The following is an 18901-nucleotide window of genomic DNA, read 5'->3' as shown; positions in this document are numbered from 1 at the left end:
CTAGCCTATTATTCCGGCTTGCGGAAGGATCCATATGGATGCCACGGCAACGAAAGGTCGAGGCACGATCATGTCTTACGGGTTTCTGGATATTGCGATCACACCGAGCGTACGGGCGGCGCAGGCCGAAATGGGAGCCGATGAAATCTGGACTGATTTCCGCGGCCACCGGGAGTTCGATAGCTTCACCGACAATGAGAGCGCCTTTATTGCTGAACGGGACAGTTTCTACATTGCCTCCGTTTCCGAAACCGGCTGGCCCTATGTCCAGCACAGGGGTGGGCCGCGCGGCTTCCTCAAGCAGGTGGATGACCGGACGCTGGCCTTTGCCGACTATCGCGGCAACCGGCAATATATCAGCACCGGAAACTGGGCGGCCAATGATCGCGCCTGCCTGTTTCTCATGGATTACCCGCGGCGCGCCCGGCTGAAGATCTATGCCCATGTGGAAAAGCTCGGCGTCGACGAAAATCCGGCGCTGACGGCGCTGGTGACGGACGGGGATTACAAGGCAAAGATCGAGCGCATCTTCCGCCTGCGGCTGGCCAGCTTCGACTGGAACTGCCAGCAGCACATCACCCCGCGCTTTACGGAGGAGGAAGTCGTCTCGGCCATCAATCCCATGCGTGAACGCCTCGGGCAACTGGAAAAGGAAAACGCCGAGCTGAGGGCACGCCTGGAAGGCCGCGCCTAGACCGCAAAGGCTCGGGCGCAGGTGTTGACATTCGCGCCTTTTAGGCACATTTCAATCGGCGAAGGAGCACCTGTTCAGGCAGCTCTATTTCAAAGGACAACAGAGATGAACCCCGACAGTCGAAGTTCGACGTCATACAGACCTGTTTCTCTGCGCCCCTGATCCTTGTGCGGTCTGCGGCTCCGGGAGATGGATGATCCCAAGGAGCCGTCATGCTGCGTATTCATGCCTATGATGTCGACCGTCTCGTTTCGGCTGCGCTGGAGCTTCCGCTCGACGGCGCGCCGGCCATTGTCTGGTACGATCTCGTCAACCCGACGGCCGAGGAGGAGCGGCTTGTCGGCGAACGGCTGGGCATTCTCGTTCCGACCATGGACGAGATGGAGGATATCGAGCTGTCGGCCCGCCTTTATCAGGAAGATGGCGCCGAGTTCATGACCATGACGGTGCTGACCCGGCCGCATGCGGGCACGCCACAAAAGGTGCCGGTCACCTTCATCATCAAGGGCCAGGTTCTGGTCACGGTACGCCATGCCGAACCGCGGCCCTTCGACGCCTTTCTGGCGCGTGCCCGCAAGGCAAATGGCGGCAGCATCCACGCTGCTTCCGGCGAGCTGATCTTCACCGGGCTGATCGAGGCGATCATCGACCGCATGGCGGATACGCTGGAGCGGCTCGGCAATGACATCGATCAGATTTCCCAGGAAGTGTTCAGCGCCAAGAGCGCCAAGGTGAACAAGAAGACGCGCGACCTGCAGGAACTGATCCGGTCCATCGGCCAGAAGGGCGAGTTCATCACCGTAACGCGGGAAAGCCTTGTCAGCGTCAGCCGCGTTGTCGCCTATTATGGAGCCCTCGATGGCGTGGACCGCAAGCTTTCCAAGGAATTGCGTCAGCGCCTGAAGCTCCTGCAGCGGGATGCGACGTCACTCGGCGATCACTCGGCCTTCCTGTCGGGCAAGATCAATTTCCTGCTCGACGCGACGCTCGGGCTGATCAACCTGGAGCAGAACCAGATCATCAAGATCTTTTCGGTCGCCTCGGTGGCTTTCCTGCCGCCGACCCTGGTCGCCTCGATCTACGGAATGAACTTTGCCTACCAGCCGGAACTGCAATGGCATTACGGCTATCATGTCGCGATCGGCATGATGATCTTTTCGATGGTCATGCCTTATCTGTATTTCCGGCGGCGCGGCTGGCTTTGACCGGACTGCCGGGGATAGCCAAACCTTCTACGGTCCGGGTCACCGCCGATCAGGACGTGCCTTGCTTGGCGCTCCGAGCTTTCGATAACAGGGCGACCAGCTTCTTCGGATCGCATGGCTTGGAAAGCAGCGGCACATCGGACAGCCTAGTCTTGAATTCAGGCAATTCCGCATATCCGCTACAAACGATGACCGGCAGGCCGCGGTCTTTCAGGGCTTCGATAACGGGAAAGGACATTTCGCCATTGAGGTTGAGATCGACCACGGCGCCATCGACGCTGATCTCTTCGATTGCGCCGAGCGCTTCCGAAACTTTGCCAAAGGGCCCGATCACCTCATAGCCGCTGCCGAGCAAGTGATCTTCCATATCCATCGCAAGAAGAACATCGTCTTCAAGCACGAGGATCTTACGCTTTACATCTTGATTATACTTATTCATGCCCACGTCCGAAGTATCCGCCCATCATGAACCGATGAAGTAAATATTCGTTCCGAGGCTGAGCAGATTTTTATCGCAGGTTTGCAGCGGCAAGACCATCATTGCCATATCGGGGCAATTTCGGGCATGGGTGCTTTTGGATAGCAGAAAACAAAAACGCGGCTTGGCACGATGGGGAGCGACTGGTGAAAAGGCTCGTATTGCAACATTATACCGGTACGCCAGGTGAGCTGGAGCGCCGGTCGATTGCCGATATCCAGGCCTTCGCGGATCGGGAAAAGGCCGATTACCGGTTTTTGGAAGGCAATGTGTTTTCGGAGCAACTATCGGCGCCGATGCAGAAGCTGGTCATGCTCGATGAGATGTTCGACGACTATGACACGGTCGTCATGCTCGACACGGACATGTTCGTGCGCAAGGGATCGCGCGAAAGCTTGTTTGAACAACCCGGCATTGGAGTGTCCGGACCCTTCCAGCGCCGATTGAAATGGGCCTTCATCCGCAAGATGAAAGGTCTTGTGCATTGGCGCTATCCCTATTGGAACGGCTCGCTGTGGAAGCTCGATCGCTCGCACCGGCAGATGTTTCGTGCCAAGCTGCCGCTCGTCGATCTTCTTAAATATTCAAATGGCCGCCTTGAAGACGAGGGCGTGATGCATCAGCTGGCCCGCCATAGCGGCTTTACCGGCGGCATTCTTCCCGGCGGCGACAAATGGGCTATGTCGAGCTGGCATGAGGACCTGGCGAATTCCGCCATGATCCATATCCGCCCGCGGATCACCCGCAACAGCAAGGCCAAGCGCCCGAAAATAGAAACCCTGCACGAACTGGTCCGGCAGGGTTTCATCGAAGGCTGAAACCGTCAGGCCACTGCGACCGGCGCCCGCGCGTTCCGCACTTATCGCTCCGACAGCTGCGGCTTGAAATCTGCCAGTTTAGCGGCTTGCCAGCCACTGACGAAGGACCTCGTTGATGCGTGACTGCCATCCAGGCCCCCCCGACCTGAAGGCTTGCACGATCTCGGGATCGAGCCGGATGGTTGTCGAAACCTTGTTGCGCAGGCTCTTGGGCCGCCCGCGCGTCACCCGGGCTGCAGACAGTCGCTCCAGCCAAGGGCTTTCTGTGAGATCGGGGGCCTCGTCTTCATTGGTCGGCAAGTCGGCCGCCAAACGCTTTTTGCTCTCGGTCATTGGCTTTCCTCATGCTGATAATTCTTTGATCGTCTCCTCGCGGCGTCCAAACAACCACGACCATCCGGCCAGCCAGAAGGCCGACAGTGAAGTATCGGGTCTCAGCGTAGTCGGTGTGGTCATCTTCGATGGTCAGATGCGGCCCATCGAACACCTCACCAGCATGGACGAAGTCGAGACCCTCGACTGGAGGGTCGAAAGCCGTTTCGCCGGATCAAAAACAATCGCCATTAATTGTTACTACAAAAACAAACGCCGCGCCATCGTCAGTATTTGCGTTATCTTGATCCTTTGCAAAAAAAATGCGCCAGTGAGAGCTGGCGCACTTCGATGTCCAATCGCGATGGAGCCTATTGGTCCCATTCCGGCGCCAGGTGGCCGGGGCTGACGATGCGGCCGTCTGGCCGGGCCAGCTTATGGATTGCAGCCATCTCTTCCTCGGAAAGCTCGAAGTCGAAGATCTCGAAATTCTCCGGCAAGCGGCTTTCGGTCGCCGTCTTCGACAGCGCGATGACGTCTTTCTGCTGCACGGCCCAGCGCAGTACGACCTGTGCGGCCGTCTTGCCATGCGTGGCACCGATATCCTTCAGCGCCTCGTCCTTCGGCACGGCGCCATCGGCCATCAGGTAATAGGCGGTCACCGACACGCCGGTCCTGGAGGCCTCGCCCAGCACTTTGGTCTGATCCAGATAGGGGTGATATTCGATCTGGTTGTTGACGATCGGCGCATCGGAAAGCTTAACCGCTTCGGCCATCAAGGCAGTCGAGAAGTTGGAAATGCCGATGTTCTTGACCTTGCCGGCCTGGCGAAGCTCGTTCAGCGCGCCGATCCGGTCGGCGAGCGGCATCTCGCTCTGTGGCCAGTGGAGCAGCAGAAGGTCGACGTGATCCGTCTTCAGCTTCTGCAGGCTCTCGTCCACCGAAGCGATGAAGGCCTGGTGGCCGACGCGGTCGACCCAGACCTTGGTGGTCAAAAAGATGTCGGAGCGGGCAATGCCCGAATTGGCGATGACGTCGCCGACTGCGGCCTCGTTCTTGTAGATCTGCGCCGTATCGACATGGCGGAAGCCGAGCTTCAGGGCCTGCGGCAAGATGCGGTGGACATCGGCATCCGGCATGCGGAAGGTGCCGAAGCCGAGCGCCGGGATGTTTGCGCCATTGGCGCTGACATTATGCATGAATTACTCCTAGATATGCGCCCGAACGGGCAAAAGAGGCCCATGCTAGATGGGCCTTTTACGGTTGCGGTCAACCTTCTGCGTAATGCGGCAGCTTTACCCGGCAAGCGGCGGGTTGAGGCGGGCAAAGCCCTCCTGCCGCCGGTAGGGGAAATGCGGGTAGGGCGCCGTTACTGCGCTGGCCGCATCCAGCCGGGCGATTTGGCCATCGGTCAGCGACCAGCCGACGGCGCCGAGATTCTGGCGCAACTGCTCCTCGTTGCGGGCGCCGATGATGACGGAAGAAACGGTCGGACGCGAGGTGAGCCAGTTGATCGCCACCTGCGGCACCGTCTTGCTGGTCTCTCCAGAAATCTCCTGCAGCGCATCGACCACCCGGTAAAGAAGCTCGTCCTCCACCGGCGGTCCGAAATCCGCCGTCTCGTGCAAGCGGCTGCCTTCCGGAAGAGGCTTGCCGCGGCTCACTTTGCCGGTCAGGCGGCCCCAACCGAGCGGGCTCCAGACCAGCGCGCCGAGCCCCTGGTCCTGTCCCAATGGCATCAGGTCCCATTCATAGTCGCGTCCGATCAGCGAATAATAGACCTGGTTGGCAACATAGCGCGTCCAACCGTGCTTTTCGGCGGCAGCCAGCGATTTCATGATCTGCCAGCCGGAAAAATTTGAAACGCCGATATAGCGCAACTTGCCCTCATTCACGAGCTGGTCCAGCGTCGAGACTACTTCTTCCACCGGCGTCGAGGCATCGAAGGCATGCAGCTGGAAGATGTCGATATGGTCGGTGCCGAGCCGCTTCAGCGCCTTTTCCACGGCGCCGATCAGCCGCGAGCGCGACGAGCCCCAGTCGTTGGCGCCGTCTCCGGTCGGCAGGCTGGCCTTGGTGGAAATGAGCACTGCGTCGCGCCGGCCCTTGATCGCCTGGCCGAGCACTTCTTCCGAGGCGCCGTTCGAGTAAACGTCGGCGGTATCGAACAGGTTGACGCCGGCTTCGAGGCAGATGTCCACCAGCCGCCGCGCTTCCTCGACATCGGTCGTACCCCAATGGCTGAACAGCGGGCCGGAGCCGCCGAATGTGCCGGCACCGAAGGAAAGAACGGGGACCTTGAGGCCCGACTGGCCAAGACTGCGGTATTCCATGATCATTGTCCTTCAACTGGCTTTAATGGGCGGAGACGGCAGGCTGGCGGCTTTCGCGTTCGCCCCGCATGGCAATTAGAGCGATGACCAAGGCGGCGGCCGGGAAGATGACCGAAACATAGGGCACCGCGCCGAGGCCCGGCCCGTGGTCGATCGTATAGCCGCCGGCCCAGGCGCCGAGCGCATTGCCGAGGTTGAAGGCGGCGATGTTGAAGGAGGAGGCAAGCTGTTCGCCGGCGCCCTGCGCCTTGCCGAGTACCCACATCTGCAAGGGAGCGACGGTCGCAAAGGCGGTTAGGCCCAGCAGGCCGACGAAGATGATGGTGCCGACCTGGCTCAGGAGGGCGGTCGGGAAAAGCACGAGCGTCACGCCGAGCGCCACCAGCGTGCCGAGCACGGTCATGCGCAGGTTGCGGTCCGCCAGTCGGCCGCCGAGGATGTTGCCGGCAATCAGGCCGCCGCCGAAGACCAGCAGGATGGGCGAAACCCATGTCTGCGGCATGTGGGCGATATCGGTCAGCAGCGGCGCGATATAGGTGAAGACGGCGAACACGCCGGCATAGCCGAGCACCGTCGTCAGCAGTCCGAGGACGACCGGCAGGCGCGAGATGGCCGCAAGATCGGCGCGCCAGTCGGAGGCTTCCGGGGCCTGGGCATCTTTCGGAAGCAGCAGCGCAATCACCGCAAGAGCCAGGATGCCGACCAGCGACACGGCCCAGAAGGTGGCACGCCAGCCGTAGTTCTGGCCGAGCCAGGTGCCGAAGGGAACGCCCAGAATATTGGCGACCGTCAGGCCGGTGAACATGACGGCGATTGCCGATGCGCGTTTGTCGGGGGCGACCATCTTCGTGGCGACCACCGAGCCGACGCCGAAGAATGTGCCATGCGCCAGGGCGGTGACGACGCGGGCGGCCATCAGGATCGTGTAGTCGGAGGCGAGCGCGCAGATGGCATTGCCGATGATGAAGATCAGCATCAGGCCGATCAGCACGGTCTTGCGGGGCAGGCGACCGGTCAGCACGGTCAGCACCGGAGCGCCGACGACGACGCCGAGCGCATAGCCGGAAATCAGCAGGCCGGCGGTGGCGATCGAGACGCCGATATCGGAAGCGACCTGCGGCAGCAGGCCCATGATGACGAATTCGGTGACGCCGATACCGAAGGCGCCGGCAGTCAATGCATAAAGAGCGAGAGGCATAGGAGGATTCCAATCCGAATAAAGTGGACTTGATGCAGTGCAATATCTGCCTGGATCGCTTGCCTGTGTAGCTGCACAAGCGGATAATGATTTGTGAAGTAAAGTCACAGGTAAGCGGATGGACAATCGCGCCGGAGAAATGGAAGTGTTTGTGCTGGCGGCGGAGCTGAAGAGTTTTTCAGCCGCAGGGCGAAAGATGAAGCTGTCGCCGTCGGCGGTCAGCAAGCTGGTGACGCGGCTGGAGGACCGGCTGGGCACGCGGCTGGTTGTCCGCTCCACCCGCACCCTGCAGCTGACGCCTGAGGGCGAAACCTATCTGGCTCGGGCCAGCCGCATCCTTGCCGAGATCGCCGACACGGAGCAGATCGTTGCCGGCGGCGGGCGGATGCTGCCGCGCGGGCCGCTCTCGGTCAACGCCTCCGTCGGCTTCGGCGAGCGCTATATCCTGCCGCTGGCGGGAGAATTCCTTGAAGCCTTCCCGGATGTCCAGCTGGACGTCACCTTGACGGACGATATGGTGGACGTGATCCGCGACCGGGTCGACATTGCCATCCGCCATGGACCGATGCGCGATTCCTCGCTGATGGCACGCCGGCTGGGACAAAGCCGCCAGGTGGTGATCGCTTCGCCGGATTATGTCGCGCGCCACGGCATGCCAAAGATGCCGACCGATCTTCTCAACCACAATTGCATCAACTTCAATTTCCGCCGCTCGCGCGAAGGCTGGGCTTTTCGCGATCCGCAAACAGGCCTGGTGGAACTGCTGCCGGTTTCCGGCAATCTAAAGGGCTCGAGCGGCTCGATCATCCGGCAATGGTGCATGGATGGCCTTGGCATCGGTCGCGTCGGACGCTTCCACGTGGAGCCGGATATTGAGGCGGGCCATCTCCTGCCGCTGCTGGAGGATTACAATCCCGAGGATATAGAGGAAATCCACGCGGTCTATGCGGGCCATGATCATCTGGCGGTGCGCATTCGCGCCTTTATCGAATTTCTAGCCGCACGGATTTGAAGCCAGAAAGATCTTGCCTGCGAGGCTTAGTAGAAACGCTTGCGCGCCCAGCAATTGTCTTGCGGCGCAGGTCAACACAAACACAACCTTAGATAACTATAACTGATAGATTTCCCGTGATGAGATAGGCTCATCCTCAAGGGAGATCATACCATGAATGAAATCGTCACCAATCCCGCCCCAGCCCATGCTTCACGCCCTCAGCTTCGCAGTCTGACCGGCAAACGCAGCCCGATTGTCTTTCTTCAGGCTGCGGTCGACCAGAAGGAGCAGTACCAGGAGATCATGGCGCTCGACGACATCGACTATGTCACACAGGCACTCGGTATCGGAGCCTTGCTCAATGGCGCCATCGACACGGCGACCGGCCGTTTCGATGCGGGCAGGGCGCGCCAGCTGATCGTCGATTTCAACCAGGCGCTGCCGCCGGCCGACAGCAAATACAAGCTGGCCATCATGAACAGCTACCAGTCGACCGTATCGCAAGAAAACTCGGTCGTCTCCGGCATGATCGACAAGATCCTCGATGTTCTCAAGACGGCAATCGGCGTGGCGCTCGGCCAGAAGTCGATCGACCAGATCACTGCCGCCGTGACCGATGCCTTCACCAATTTGAAATCGCAGGACGGCGATGCCTGGATCTTCTGGCAAAAGCGGGAGGCCCATAAGACCGTGTATTCTTACGCCATCCTCTTTGCCGTCCAGGACGAGTCGACCGGTCGCGTCATGCTCGCCTTTCCCATGTCACTGGAAATCGAAGTCAATGTGGAATTCGAGAAGGTCCTCTGGATCACCGTCAAGGACAGCCACAATTATTCGGTCAAGGTGGATGCGATGAAGATCGCCCAGCTGCTTTTCCCCAAGGCGCCAGGCAGTCAGACGCTGCAGTCGATCGCCTCCGCCCCTCGGCTTCGGGGCCTGGCAGACGTCGAGTACCAGACCCGAGCTAGCGACATCACGGATATCACGGTCACCAACTGGTCGCAGTCCACGCTCTTCGCCCGGGCCGCCAAGGGCAGCCTTGTGACCGCTGGCTCGTTGCAGCAGATCATGGCCTTTGAACCAGCCATCGATATTCCGCTCGAACCGGAAAACCATTATCTCGTTCACTACAAGCTAAATGGGGAGGCCAAGCAGATCGGGATGATCTTCAATGATTATCTCCCTGACAGCACACTCTGGTTCGTCAGCCGATAATCGGCATCAGCGGCGATCCGGGTGTTCCGCCACCTGGATCGCTTCGGCCAGGGCGGACATGGCGTTTATCACCGTGTCCGGCAGTTGGGCTGTTGCCTTCTGGAGCCGATCCCTTGGGCCGGTGTTTGCTGGCGGGCGATGGCCTTCCATCGTGCCACGGCCCAGAAGCAGCCAGTCCAAAGAAATATCCAGGACCTCGCAGACGCGGATGGTATTGGCGAGAGACAGTCCATTGCCCCGCTGCCAGCGGCTGACGACGCTTTCGCTAACTCCAATCTCCGAAGCGAATGCCATCTGCTTGCTGAACCCCCTGAGCCTCATCGCAAGCCTTAGGCGCTCTCCTACCTGCTTCATTCGGCCAGAAATTCCCGGTGTAAAGCGAAACGATGAATGTTGGGCCAGTACAGCGATTAAAGCCTTTTGGGCGGAATTGAAACCGGCCCCGCACGCGGACCTTCGCCGCAACGCCGGCATTGCGGAACGGTGAAGTCGCAATCACTTGGAAGGCTTCAATCCCGATCGGGTGCGCCAAGCGGAAAGAATGTCCGGTAGGGCCGGGCCTCATCGACGGCGCGGGCAAAGGAGGGACGCGCCAGCAGCCGCTGCCGGTAGGCCGCAACATTCGCGAAACGGTCCCCGATTGGGTGGCTCCAGTCCGCATAAAACAGCGAAGGCGCGGCGGCGCAATCCGCCAGGCTGAAGCCGTCGCCGGCCGCCCATTCGCGGCTTGCCATCCACCCGTCGAGCCAGCCATAGGCGGCATCCAGCATGTCGCGCGCCTCCTGCACGCCATAGGCATCCCGGCTGTCTTCCGGCCGGATGGCGTTGAAGACGAGCTTCTGCTGCGGCGTGGAAATATAGTTGTCGAAGAAGCGATCGAGCATGCGCACTTCCAGCGCCGCATCCATATCGACAGGGATCAGCGGCACCGGGCCGGGATATTTGAGGTGCAGATATTCGATGATGATCGAAGCCTCGAAGACCGGCTTGCCCTGGTCCATCAGCATCGGAAAGCGCTTGACGGGCCAGATCGACGTCAGTTCCCGATAGGCGTGCGGATCGTCCGGCCCCAGCATGCGGGTATCGAATTCAGTGTCGTTTTCGTAAAGCGCGATCAGCACCTTCTGGCAATAGGACGAGAATGGGTGCGAATAAAGGATCGGACGCATGCCTGGCCTCCCAACCGGTTGCGGAAACCATCGGTAACGGCTTGGTTGATCGCAGACAAGCAAGGCTAGCCAAGCGTTTTCCCGTCGCTCTCTCTGGCCCCCGCCCGGTCTTCGTGCAGCGCCCGGATTTCCCTGGCCACCATGTCCTGCAGCCGCCACAGATTACGGTCGCGTATGCCAAACTCGGCAAGATGCACCACGGTATTGTAAAGATATTCGGCGCAGGAGCCGCGATGGCCGCAGGCCCGCGCCAGGACCGGCGCCACCTCCTCGAGAGGCAGGACGGGGCGCAGGATCCGCGGGCTGTTTCCGCCGACCCAGAAGGTCAGGGCGCGGACGGTTTCGCCCTCCGTCGTGCGTACCGGCAGCCAGCGGAACGTGCTGAGGCTGTCCTGGTGGCTGACCTCGCGGCGCAGCGCCTTTTCGATCTGGTTGCGCTTGTCCTCATCGGCGACGCGGTAGATGACCCCGTCGCAGCGCCCGCCGCGCGACAGCATCATCATCAGACCCGGTTGATCGGGCGAGCCGCGGCCGCGCTCGATCCGCAGCGAAAACGAGCGGTGCCATCCATAGGCGGTGGCGCGCCGGGACGCGATGGAATCGAAGCCCGGCTTCCAGATCAGAGAGCCATAGGCGAAGATCCACAAGGGCTCATCGCCGATCTCCATCACCAGCCGCTCGGTGATCGCAGCATAATCGGCATCGCTGAGCGGCTGCCAGCCGGAGGGCAGGCCGGGATCGATCTCTTCGCGAAAGCAAAGGTCGACCAGTTCCTGGGTAAGCGACATGGCAGACATGGGCATGACTTGATCGGCAGGCGGGAAGGGTGAATGACAAGGGCAAAGTGGCGCCGCTGCGCCAACCTGTCAATCCGGCTGCGGGACGTTTGCTGCCCGTTTGCTGCCTTGCCGCATCCTCGCCCCACTATTCTGTTCAAAGGCGCCCGTTAAAGCTGAACGGAAACCATTCCCGGCGGGGGAATGGAATATGGGGAGCCCTTTGTGATGCGTTGGTTGTTCGTGATTCTGCTCGTATTCTTGCTCGGCTGCGTTCTGAGCCTCGTATGGCTGAACGATACAAGCCGCTGGCCGCTGGGCGACAGCCGCATGCAGCCCGGCACCGCACAACCCTCCGACCCGAATGTCATGCCGGCGCCTGCCCAGTGACGGCGGATACCGATTTGCGCCGGAACAGGCCGCAACGGACGGGTTGGATGACGGAACAAAGCCCTTTGTGACGAAGTTCCTCCCTCTCAACTGAAGAGGAAGTTTATCATGCGAGCTTTATTCGCGGCAGCCACGGCCTGTGCCCTGTCCATCTCCTCGGGCGTCTTTGCGGCGGAAGAGGATTTCCTGAAGTCCATAGAAGGGCAATGGACGGGCGGTGGAAAAGTGCTGACCAGCATCGGCGGCAAGAATGTCAACGTATCGTGCAAGATGCAGTCCGATGCCGAGGCCGCCAGCTTTTCCATGAACGGCACCTGCCGGGCCTTGGCCGTCGTGTCGCGCAGCTTCAATGCCGAGGTTAAGACGGCCGGAAACTCCTATTCCGGCAATTATGTCGGCGTGTCCGGCAAGCCTTCCAAGCTTGTCGGCAGCCGCGCCGGCAATACCATTGCCTTCAACGTGACCTGGGCTCAGCCGGAATATGGCGACCGCGATGCGAAGATGACCATCCAGAAAGTCGGCGAGGACGGCTTGCGCATTCGCACCATCGACCAGGATCCGAAGTCGGGCAAATCCGTCGTCACCACCCAGCTGGATTTGAAGCGGCAGTAGGTTTTTTGGGCCGAGGGGGCGGCCAGCCCCCGCCATCCACCGCCTATGGTCGGCGGTAGACGCTTTCCTATACTCGGCGCCGCATCGGCTTGACATCTTAGCGAGCACTCGTCCGCATCAGCCTACTAAGACAACCGGTCGGGCTGCAGCTGGTTACAGATGATGACCTGACTACGCACGAATCATCAAATTTGTGATGTCTCATCTCGGATTCTCGCTTGACCTAGCGCGGCGGCGGGTCCTTCACTCCTGCGCGTTTATGGCATTCAAGGAGAACATCATGCCCGTCGATACATCCCCCCGCAGCACCACCTGGACTTATGTGGATGGCGAATGGATGGAGGGCAATCCCAAGCTGATCGGGCCGACATCGCATGCCATGTGGCTGGGTTCGACCGTGTTCGACGGCGCCCGCTGGTTCGACGGCCTGTCGCCGGACCTCGACCTGCACTGCCAGCGCGTCAACCGCTCGGCCACCAACATGGGCATGGACCCGGTGATGAAGGCGCAGGAGATCGAGGGCCTGGCCCTCGAAGGCGTCAAGAAGTTCGACGGCAAGACGGCGATCTACATCAAGCCCATGTACTGGGTGGAACACGGCATGCCCTTCAGCGTTGTGACGCCCGATCCTGAATCGACCCGATTTGCTCTTTGCCTTTTCGAAGCGCCGATGCACACGGCCAAGCCCTCTTCGCTTACCGTTTCACCTTATCGCCGCCCCAATCCGGAAGTGGCGATGACCGGCGCCAAGACCGGCAGCCTTTACCCCAATAGCGGCCGCATGATCCTCGAAGCGCGCAACCGCGGCTTCGACAATGCGCTCGCCCGCGACATGAACGGCAATGTCGCCGAGACCGCATCCTCCAACATCTTCCTGGTTAAGGACGGCGTAGTGATGACACCGGTCCCGAACGGCACATTCCTCGCCGGCATCACCCGTTCACGCCTGATCGGCCTGCTCCGCCAGGCCGGCTTCGATGTCCGCGAAACGACGCTGACCGTCGAGGATTTCGCCGATGCCGACGAGATCTTCACCTCCGGCAATTATTCCAAGATCGTCCCCGTCACCAAGTTCGAGGATCGGTCGCTGCAGGAAGGCCAGGTGGCCCGCAAGGCGCTGGAAGTCTACATGGACTGGGCCCGGTCCGGCGGCCGAAACGACGCCTGAGGCACAACCATCTTGCGTCTCGTCCCCGCCGCATTAAGAATGCCGAAGCAAACCGGCAGGGGACGAGAGTGCAGGAAAAGATCGAGGCGTTCATCGCCCGCTGGCAGGGCCAGGAAGGCGGCCAGGAGCGGGCCAATTACGGCATGTTCCTCGTCGAACTCTGCGACCTGCTCGGACTGCCCCATCCCGATACGGCCGGCGCCAGCCATGAGCATAACGATTATGTCTTCGAGCGGGTGGTGAAGGAAGCCGCCCGCGACGGCACCGCATCCTCCAAGCGCATCGACCTCTACAAGCGCGACTGCTTCGTGCTCGAAGCCAAGCAGAGCCGCATTGTCGGCGACAAGAAAATGGCCGACGTGCCGCAGCTTCCGGGCATGGAAAGCGCGCCTCGCGGGCGCCGTGCCAGCGCCAACCGCGCCTGGGACGTGCTGATGATGAATGCCCGCGCGCAGGCCGAGAACTATGTACGCCTTCTGCCGGCCGCCCATGAGCCGCCGCCCTTTGTGCTGGTCTGCGATGTGGGCCATGCGATCGAGGTCTATTCCAATTTCCGCCGCGACGGGAAGGCTTACGACCAATTTCCCGACCGCCGCTCCTTCCGCATCTACCTGGAAGACCTGCGACAAAAGGAGGTGCGCGACCGCCTCGTCGCCATCTGGACCGATCCGTTGTCGCTCGATCCGTCGCGCCACGCCGCAAGGGTGACGCGCGAGATCGCCGCCCGTATTGCCAAGGTCAGCCAGGCGCTGGAAAAATCGGGCTATGCGACCGAAGAAGTGGCCATGTTCCTCATGCGCATGCTCTTCACCATGTTCGCCGAGGATGTCGAGCTTCTGCCGAAGGACAGTTTCAAGGCGCTGCTCAAGGATTGCGCCGAAAAGCCGGAAATCTTTCCCGGCATGATGGAGGATCTCTGGAAGGCCATGGACGAGGGCGGCTTTACCGCCACGATCCGCGAAAAGGTGAAAAAGTTCAACGGCGAGTTCTTCAAGAACCGCCGGACCTTGAAGCTCGCGAAGGAGGAGATCGGCGAACTTGCGGCTGCCGCCAATTACGATTGGCGCGACGTGGAGCCGGCAATCTTCGGCACTTTTCTGGAACAGGCGCTCGACCCGACCGACCGACGCCGGCTGGGCGCCCATTACACGCCGCGCGCCTATGTGGAGCGGCTGGTGATCGCCACCGTTATCGATCCATTGCGCGTTGAATGGGACAAAACGCGTTCCACCGCCGACCGGCAGAAATCGGAGGGCAAGGCCGAGGCTGCCATCTCCACAGTGCAAGCCTTCCACGACAAGCTCTGCGACATCCGGGTGCTGGATCCGGCCTGCGGCACCGGCAACTTCCTGTATGTTTCCCTTGAGCTGATGAAGCGGCTGGAAGGCGAGGTGCTGGAGGCGCTGGTCGATCTCGGCGGCCAGGAACGGCTGGGGCTCGAAAGCCATACGGTCGATCCGCACCAGTTCTTGGGCCTGGAGCTCAATCCGCGCGCTGCGGCGATTGCCGAACTGGTGCTGTGGATCGGCCATCTGCAATGGCATTTCCGCAACCGCGGCGTCGCCCCGTCGGAACCGATCCTCAAGGCGTTCAAGAACATCCAAAGCATGGATGCGGTGCTGAAATGGGATGGATACCCTCTGCCGAAGGTGGAGGAGGGGGTGGAAACCTATCCCAACCCGCGCCGGCCGGACTGGCCGCAGGCCGATTACATCGTCGGCAACCCGCCTTTCATCGGCGGCAAGGATTTGCGCGCCCGTCTTGGCGGGGCCAAAGCTGAAGCCCTGTGGAAGGCCCACAAGCACATGAACGAAAGCGCCGATTTCGTCATGTACTGGTGGGACCGCGCAGCGGAAAGCCTCCTGAAGCCCAAGAGCAGGCTGAAGCGCTTCGGCTTCGTCACCACCAATTCCATCAGCCAGGTGTTCCAGCGACGCGTCATGGAGCCGCATCTTTCCGCCAAGAAGCCGCTCTCGCTGGTCATGGCCATCCCCGACCACCCCTGGACCAAGGTGACGCGCGATAGCGCGGCCGTGCGCATCGCCATGACGGTGGCTGAGGCCGGCAAGCAGGATGGCCGCCTGCTGGAGGTGACGGCGGAAGAGGCGGTGGAGACCGACAGCCCGGTGATCCTGTTTGAGGAGACGCGCGGGAAGATCAACTCGGATCTGACGGTGGGGGTGGATTTAGCGTCTGTTACAGAACTCATTTCCAACGATGGCATCGCTTCGCGGGGAGTGGTCCTTCATGGCGCAGGCTTTATTGTTTCACCGCAAGTGGCTTGGAACTTGGGCCTTGGACGAGTTCTAGACTTGCAGAGATACATTAAGGCGTATCGCAACGGTCGTGATCTGATGGACCGGCCTCGCGGTGTGATGGTCATTGACTTGTTCGGTCTTGGGGCAGAAGAAGTCCGCCAGAAGTTTCCGGAGGTTTACCAGCACGTCAAGTTGGAGGTGAAGGAGAAGATCACCATCAACAAGAAAGGTGAACAGGAGCTCGTAGGCCGCGACTGGAACAATCGTGAGTACAGAAAGCTCAACTGGTGGCTCTTTGGCGAAAACGTTCCTGAGCTAAGGAAGTGCGTCGTCAACCTCCCCCGTTACATCGCCACGGTCGAAACTGCCAAGCACCGCGTCTTTCAGTTCCTCGACGCCTCGATCCTGCCGGACAACATGCTAGTTGCTATCGGCCTTAGCGGTAGCTATCCACTAGGCGTCCTCTCGTCGCGCTTCCACGTCACTTGGGCATTGCGTGCAGGCGGCTGGCTCGGCATGGGCAACGATCCCCGCTATTCCAAATCCCGCTGCTTCGACCCTTTCCCATTCCCCGCCGCCACCGACGAGCAAAAACACACCATCGGCGGCATCGCCGAAGAGCTCGATGCGCACCGCAAGCGGGTGCTGGAAGACCATCCACACCTGACCTTGACCGGCCTCTACAACGTGCTCGAGCGGCTCAAAGCCGGGGTGTGGCCGGACGATCTCGAGCCCAAGGAGCGCCGCATCTTCGATGACGGCCTCGTGCTGATCATCAAGGAATTGCACGAAAAGCTCGATCAGGCTGTAGCCGATGCCTATGGCTGGCCGGTCGATTTGCCCGAGGAAGAAGTGTTGGCAAACCTTGTCGCCTTGAACAAGGAGCGGGCAAAGGAAGAAAAGCGCGGCCTGGTGCGCTGGCTGCGGCCCGATTACCAGATCCCGCGCTTCGGTTCGGACAAGGAGAAGGCCGAGCAGCTGGAAGCGGATTTCGGCCTGGCCGAAACGGTGGCTGCCAAGAGTGCCAAGCCGAGTTTCCCGGCCGGCGATTCGGAACAAACGGCGCTGGTCATCGACGCGCTGATCGAGGCGGGAGGCTTTGCCGATGCGTCGGCCATTGCCGCGCGGTTTAAACAGGGCCAGAAGATGCGCCCGGCCGTCGCCGCCGTGCTTGCCTCGCTTTATCGCATGGGTCTCGTCTCGACCGCCGACGGCCGCAGTTTCGCCTGGCGGCGGGCGGCCTGAGCCGAAAGCGTCACACGAACCGCACGGCCGCCGTGCCGATGATGATCAGCGACACCATGATCATCAGCGGCTTGACCGGCAGGTGCTTGACGATGATCGCCCCGACCGGCGCGGCCAGGATGCCGCCGAGAATGAGCCCCAGCGCCGAGGACAGTTCCGACCAGCCGAGCGCGATGATGAAGGTGATGGAGATCACCGTGGTGACGGCGAATTCCGTCAGGTTGGTGGAGCCGATCACCTTGCGCGGATCATGGCCGCGGCCGAGCAGCGAACTCGTGACGATCGGCCCCCAGCCGCCGCCGCCCATGGCGTCCAGCAGGCCGCCGGCGCCGCCCACATAGGGCACGATCCAGTCATGCACGTCGCGCGGCCATTTCGGCCGAAAGGCCTTGTAGAGAATGAACAGACCCACGCCGATCAGATAAACGGACACGAAAGGCTCGATCGCCTTGCCGTCGATATTGGACAGGAGATAGGCACCCACGGCGCCGCCGATCATGCCCGCCGGCGCCAGCCGCGCGACGAGGCGCCAGTCGACATTGCGCTGGTAGAGATGCGACAGGCCGGACGCGGCGGTGGTGAAGCATTCCGTCACATGGGTCATGGCGCTCGCCGTGGACGGAGCAATGCCGACCATCAGCAGGCTCGTCGTGGTCAGCACGCCAAACGCCATGCCGAGCGCACCGTCGATGATCTGAGCCGCAAAGCCGATGGCGACGAAGGTCAGGAAGTCGGAGCTCAGGAAGTCTAACACGGTGCGGGCTCCTTCGGATTGGCGTCAGGCAGCGCTAAACCGCCGCGGCCCGACAAGGTTCCGGCACGTGAAGACCGAGCGCCTTACCGGCCGGCCTTGACCGTCAGCCTGTCTGCCGCGATTTCGCCGCCGATCTCCACTCGTTTGGTCTTTTTGTCGAAGACGCAGATGGCGCTGATCGTCGTCTTGGCCCCCTTGGTCTTCGCACCCTTGGCCCCGCCGGTGACGATCGCCAGCCCGTAGTGCTCGCTGCCGAAGGGATCGACCAGCACGTTACCCTTTTCGATCAGTCCGGCCGCGGCTGCCAGGCAGGCCCTGGAAACCTCGGTCTGGAAGTCGGACCAGGCATCGTCCGAGGATGCCTGTGCCACCGAGGCACCGGCAAGGCCGACGACAAGCGAGAGAACAAGGGCAGTCTTCATGCAGTAGCTCCCGAATCGATATCCTGACCGTTCCTTGTAGAGCCTTCGGCGCGCAAGGTCTTGGCGCCTGTGCCGGTGTTTTTGGCAAGATCACCGTTGCCTCTTGGGCCTGCCGCTCCTATGTTCCCGCACGAGCTTTCACCCGAAGTGTTTGCCAAGAGGAGTAGACCAATGGCTTTCGAACTTCCTGAACTTCCCTACGACTACGAAGCGCTGCAGCCCTTCATGTCGAAGGAAACGCTGGAATTCCACCACGACAAGCACCACAAGGCTTATGTCGACATGGGCAACAAGCTCGCAGCCGAAGCCGGCATGGGCGATCTGTCGGTCGAGGAAGTGGTTAAGAAGTCTTTCGGCACGCACCAGACCCTCTTCAACAATGCTGCCCAGCACTACAACCACATCCATTTCTGGAAGTGGATGAAGAAGGGCGGCGGCGGCACGTCGCTGCCGGGCAAGCTCGCCACCGCCATCGACAGCGATCTGGGCGGTTATGACAAGTTCAAGGCGGACCTGATCGCCGCCGGCACCACCCAGTTCGGCTCCGGCTGGGCCTGGGTTTCGGTCAAGGACGGCAAGCTCGTCATTTCGAAAACCCCGAACGGCGAGAACCCGCTGGTTCACGGCGCGGAGCCGATCCTCGGCGTCGATGTCTGGGAACATTCCTATTACATCGACTACCGCAATGCCCGCCCGAAATATCTGGAAGCCTTCGTCGACAGCCTGATCAACTGGGATTACGTGCTGGAACGCTACGAAGCCGCAACCAAGTAATTTCGGCAGCACCTCATTCGATTTGAAAACACCCGGTGCCGCGATGGCGCCGGGTGTTTTGCTCTGCACCAGGGTACTTCTTCACC

21 protein-coding genes are annotated in these 18901 nt (G+C 61.0%); 11 read left to right on the top strand and 10 right to left on the bottom strand.

What is annotated here, in order from left to right; translation table 11 throughout:
• Positions 1 to 70 precede the first annotated feature (70 nt).
• Together E2F50_RS10670 and E2F50_RS10665 are read left to right on the top strand one after the other, a co-directional pair.
• The gene (locus tag E2F50_RS10670; protein WP_133316410.1) at positions 71 to 694 is read left to right on the top strand and encodes a pyridoxamine 5'-phosphate oxidase family protein; all 624 of its coding nucleotides are present in this window, start codon (positions 71 to 73) and stop codon (positions 692 to 694) included.
• A 212-nt stretch (positions 695 to 906) separates the two neighbouring features.
• The gene (locus E2F50_RS10665) at positions 907 to 1899 is read left to right on the top strand and encodes a magnesium transporter CorA family protein (RefSeq protein WP_133316096.1); all 993 of its coding nucleotides are present in this window, start codon (positions 907 to 909) and stop codon (positions 1897 to 1899) included.
• Positions 1900 to 1948: 49 nt separating this feature from the next.
• On the opposite strand, the gene E2F50_RS10660 is transcribed toward E2F50_RS10665, so the two are convergent.
• Complete coding sequence (locus E2F50_RS10660; protein ID WP_133316095.1) at positions 1949 to 2338, bottom strand: response regulator; 390 nt, start codon at positions 2336 to 2338, stop codon at positions 1949 to 1951.
• Between the two features lie 185 nt (positions 2339 to 2523).
• Here E2F50_RS10660 and E2F50_RS10655 point away from each other — a divergent pair, with 185 nt between their 5' ends.
• Positions 2524 to 3195, top strand: coding sequence for a hypothetical protein (locus E2F50_RS10655; protein WP_133316094.1), 672 nt, complete (start codon positions 2524 to 2526; stop codon positions 3193 to 3195).
• Positions 3196 to 3273: 78 nt separating this feature from the next.
• Here E2F50_RS10655 and E2F50_RS23665 read toward each other — a convergent pair whose 3' ends face one another.
• Positions 3274 to 3423, bottom strand: a complete 150-nt coding sequence (locus E2F50_RS23665) for a BrnA antitoxin family protein (protein WP_425375384.1) — start codon at positions 3421 to 3423, stop codon at positions 3274 to 3276.
• On the opposite strand from E2F50_RS23665, the gene E2F50_RS23660 reads away from it, so the two are divergent.
• Positions 3374 to 3916 carry a hypothetical protein gene (locus E2F50_RS23660; RefSeq protein ID WP_425375386.1) on the top strand — a complete coding sequence of 181 codons (543 nt, stop codon included), beginning with the start codon at positions 3374 to 3376 and terminating at the stop codon, positions 3914 to 3916. The two genes, E2F50_RS23665 and E2F50_RS23660, sit on opposite strands and share 50 nt — an antisense overlap.
• Here E2F50_RS23660 and E2F50_RS10640 read toward each other — a convergent pair.
• The 3 genes from E2F50_RS10640 to E2F50_RS10630 form a co-directional block, all read right to left on the bottom strand.
• Positions 3879 to 4706: an aldo/keto reductase gene (locus tag E2F50_RS10640; protein WP_133316092.1), complete on the bottom strand. Its 828-nt coding sequence runs from the start codon at positions 4704 to 4706 to the stop codon at positions 3879 to 3881. The two genes, E2F50_RS23660 and E2F50_RS10640, sit on opposite strands and share 38 nt — an antisense overlap.
• A 96-nt stretch (positions 4707 to 4802) precedes the next feature.
• The gene (locus tag E2F50_RS10635; protein WP_133316091.1) at positions 4803 to 5840 is read right to left on the bottom strand and encodes an aldo/keto reductase; all 1038 of its coding nucleotides are present in this window, start codon (positions 5838 to 5840) and stop codon (positions 4803 to 4805) included.
• Positions 5841 to 5862: 22 nt separating this feature from the next.
• Complete coding sequence (locus tag E2F50_RS10630) at positions 5863 to 7038, bottom strand: MFS transporter (RefSeq protein ID WP_133316090.1); 1176 nt, start codon at positions 7036 to 7038, stop codon at positions 5863 to 5865.
• A gap of 118 nt (positions 7039 to 7156) precedes the next feature.
• Here E2F50_RS10630 and E2F50_RS10625 point away from each other — a divergent pair, with 118 nt between their 5' ends.
• Together E2F50_RS10625 and E2F50_RS10620 are read left to right on the top strand one after the other, a co-directional pair.
• On the top strand, positions 7157 to 8050 hold the full coding sequence (locus E2F50_RS10625) for a LysR family transcriptional regulator (protein WP_133316089.1): 894 nt from the start codon (positions 7157 to 7159) through the stop codon (positions 8048 to 8050).
• A gap of 153 nt (positions 8051 to 8203) precedes the next feature.
• Complete coding sequence (locus E2F50_RS10620) at positions 8204 to 9247, top strand: hypothetical protein (RefSeq protein WP_133316088.1); 1044 nt, start codon at positions 8204 to 8206, stop codon at positions 9245 to 9247.
• A 6-nt stretch (positions 9248 to 9253) separates the two neighbouring features.
• On the opposite strand, the gene E2F50_RS22940 is transcribed toward E2F50_RS10620, so the two are convergent.
• The 3 genes from E2F50_RS22940 to E2F50_RS10605 all read right to left on the bottom strand — a co-directional run bounded on the left by E2F50_RS22940 (position 9254) and on the right by E2F50_RS10605 (position 11213).
• Positions 9254 to 9568, bottom strand: coding sequence for a helix-turn-helix domain-containing protein (locus tag E2F50_RS22940; protein ID WP_281029200.1), 315 nt, complete (start codon positions 9566 to 9568; stop codon positions 9254 to 9256).
• 188 nt (positions 9569 to 9756) lie between these two features.
• Positions 9757 to 10416 (bottom strand): glutathione S-transferase family protein, encoded by a 660-nt coding sequence (locus E2F50_RS10610; protein ID WP_133316086.1) that lies wholly within the window; start codon positions 10414 to 10416, stop codon positions 9757 to 9759.
• A gap of 65 nt (positions 10417 to 10481) precedes the next feature.
• The gene (locus E2F50_RS10605) at positions 10482 to 11213 is read right to left on the bottom strand and encodes a gamma-glutamylcyclotransferase (RefSeq protein ID WP_202615448.1); all 732 of its coding nucleotides are present in this window, start codon (positions 11211 to 11213) and stop codon (positions 10482 to 10484) included.
• A 207-nt stretch (positions 11214 to 11420) separates the two neighbouring features.
• On the opposite strand from E2F50_RS10605, the gene E2F50_RS22935 reads away from it, so the two are divergent.
• The 4 genes from E2F50_RS22935 (at position 11421) to E2F50_RS10590 (ending at position 16865) form a co-directional block, all read left to right on the top strand.
• Positions 11421 to 11582: a hypothetical protein gene (locus tag E2F50_RS22935; protein ID WP_161974089.1), complete on the top strand. Its 162-nt coding sequence runs from the start codon at positions 11421 to 11423 to the stop codon at positions 11580 to 11582.
• A gap of 108 nt (positions 11583 to 11690) precedes the next feature.
• Positions 11691 to 12194 (top strand): hypothetical protein, encoded by a 504-nt coding sequence (locus E2F50_RS10600; RefSeq protein WP_133316084.1) that lies wholly within the window; start codon positions 11691 to 11693, stop codon positions 12192 to 12194.
• A 280-nt stretch (positions 12195 to 12474) separates the two neighbouring features.
• Positions 12475 to 13362, top strand: coding sequence for a branched-chain amino acid aminotransferase (locus E2F50_RS10595; RefSeq protein ID WP_133316083.1), 888 nt, complete (start codon positions 12475 to 12477; stop codon positions 13360 to 13362).
• Between the two features lie 68 nt (positions 13363 to 13430).
• A complete protein-coding gene (locus E2F50_RS10590; protein WP_133316082.1) occupies positions 13431 to 16865 on the top strand; it encodes a class I SAM-dependent DNA methyltransferase in 3435 nt (1144 codons plus the stop codon).
• Positions 16866 to 16875: 10 nt separating this feature from the next.
• Here the strand turns inward: E2F50_RS10590 and E2F50_RS10585 are convergent, their stop codons facing one another.
• Positions 16876 to 17607 carry a sulfite exporter TauE/SafE family protein gene (locus E2F50_RS10585; RefSeq protein ID WP_133316409.1) on the bottom strand — a complete coding sequence of 244 codons (732 nt, stop codon included), beginning with the start codon at positions 17605 to 17607 and terminating at the stop codon, positions 16876 to 16878.
• Between the two features lie 95 nt (positions 17608 to 17702).
• On the bottom strand, positions 17703 to 18041 hold the full coding sequence (locus E2F50_RS10580; protein WP_133316081.1) for a hypothetical protein: 339 nt from the start codon (positions 18039 to 18041) through the stop codon (positions 17703 to 17705).
• 171 nt (positions 18042 to 18212) lie between these two features.
• Between E2F50_RS10580 and E2F50_RS10575 the strand changes: the two genes are divergently transcribed.
• Positions 18213 to 18815 (top strand): superoxide dismutase, encoded by a 603-nt coding sequence (locus tag E2F50_RS10575; protein ID WP_133316080.1) that lies wholly within the window; start codon positions 18213 to 18215, stop codon positions 18813 to 18815.
• Positions 18816 to 18901 lie beyond the last annotated feature (86 nt).

Origin of the sequence: Rhizobium deserti (assembly GCF_004358025.1) — a bacterium.
In the GTDB taxonomy this organism is placed as follows: Bacteria; Pseudomonadota; Alphaproteobacteria; order Rhizobiales; family Rhizobiaceae; genus Neorhizobium; species Neorhizobium deserti.
This window is presented reverse-complemented; position numbering and strand designations above follow the sequence as displayed.

Coding starts and splice junctions, on each gene's coding strand:
- E2F50_RS10670 (WP_133316410.1), top strand. CDS start 71: ATGTCTTACGGGTTTCTGGATATTGCGATCACACCGAGCGTACGGGCG.
- E2F50_RS10665 (WP_133316096.1), top strand. CDS start 907: ATGCTGCGTATTCATGCCTATGATGTCGACCGTCTCGTTTCGGCTGCG.
- E2F50_RS10660 (WP_133316095.1), bottom strand. CDS start 2,338: ATGAATAAGTATAATCAAGATGTAAAGCGTAAGATCCTCGTGCTTGAA.
- E2F50_RS23660 (WP_425375386.1), top strand. CDS start 3,374: ATGGTTGTCGAAACCTTGTTGCGCAGGCTCTTGGGCCGCCCGCGCGTC.
- E2F50_RS10640 (WP_133316092.1), bottom strand. CDS start 4,706: ATGCATAATGTCAGCGCCAATGGCGCAAACATCCCGGCGCTCGGCTTC.
- E2F50_RS10635 (WP_133316091.1), bottom strand. CDS start 5,840: ATGGAATACCGCAGTCTTGGCCAGTCGGGCCTCAAGGTCCCCGTTCTT.
- E2F50_RS10630 (WP_133316090.1), bottom strand. CDS start 7,038: ATGCCTCTCGCTCTTTATGCATTGACTGCCGGCGCCTTCGGTATCGGC.
- E2F50_RS10625 (WP_133316089.1), top strand. CDS start 7,157: ATGGACAATCGCGCCGGAGAAATGGAAGTGTTTGTGCTGGCGGCGGAG.
- E2F50_RS10620 (WP_133316088.1), top strand. CDS start 8,204: ATGAATGAAATCGTCACCAATCCCGCCCCAGCCCATGCTTCACGCCCT.
- E2F50_RS22940 (WP_281029200.1), bottom strand. CDS start 9,568: ATGAGGCTCAGGGGGTTCAGCAAGCAGATGGCATTCGCTTCGGAGATT.
- E2F50_RS10610 (WP_133316086.1), bottom strand. CDS start 10,416: ATGCGTCCGATCCTTTATTCGCACCCATTCTCGTCCTATTGCCAGAAG.
- E2F50_RS10605 (WP_202615448.1), bottom strand. CDS start 11,213: ATGTCTGCCATGTCGCTTACCCAGGAACTGGTCGACCTTTGCTTTCGC.
- E2F50_RS22935 (WP_161974089.1), top strand. CDS start 11,421: ATGCGTTGGTTGTTCGTGATTCTGCTCGTATTCTTGCTCGGCTGCGTT.
- E2F50_RS10600 (WP_133316084.1), top strand. CDS start 11,691: ATGCGAGCTTTATTCGCGGCAGCCACGGCCTGTGCCCTGTCCATCTCC.
- E2F50_RS10595 (WP_133316083.1), top strand. CDS start 12,475: ATGCCCGTCGATACATCCCCCCGCAGCACCACCTGGACTTATGTGGAT.
- E2F50_RS10580 (WP_133316081.1), bottom strand. CDS start 18,041: ATGAAGACTGCCCTTGTTCTCTCGCTTGTCGTCGGCCTTGCCGGTGCC.
- E2F50_RS10575 (WP_133316080.1), top strand. CDS start 18,213: ATGGCTTTCGAACTTCCTGAACTTCCCTACGACTACGAAGCGCTGCAG.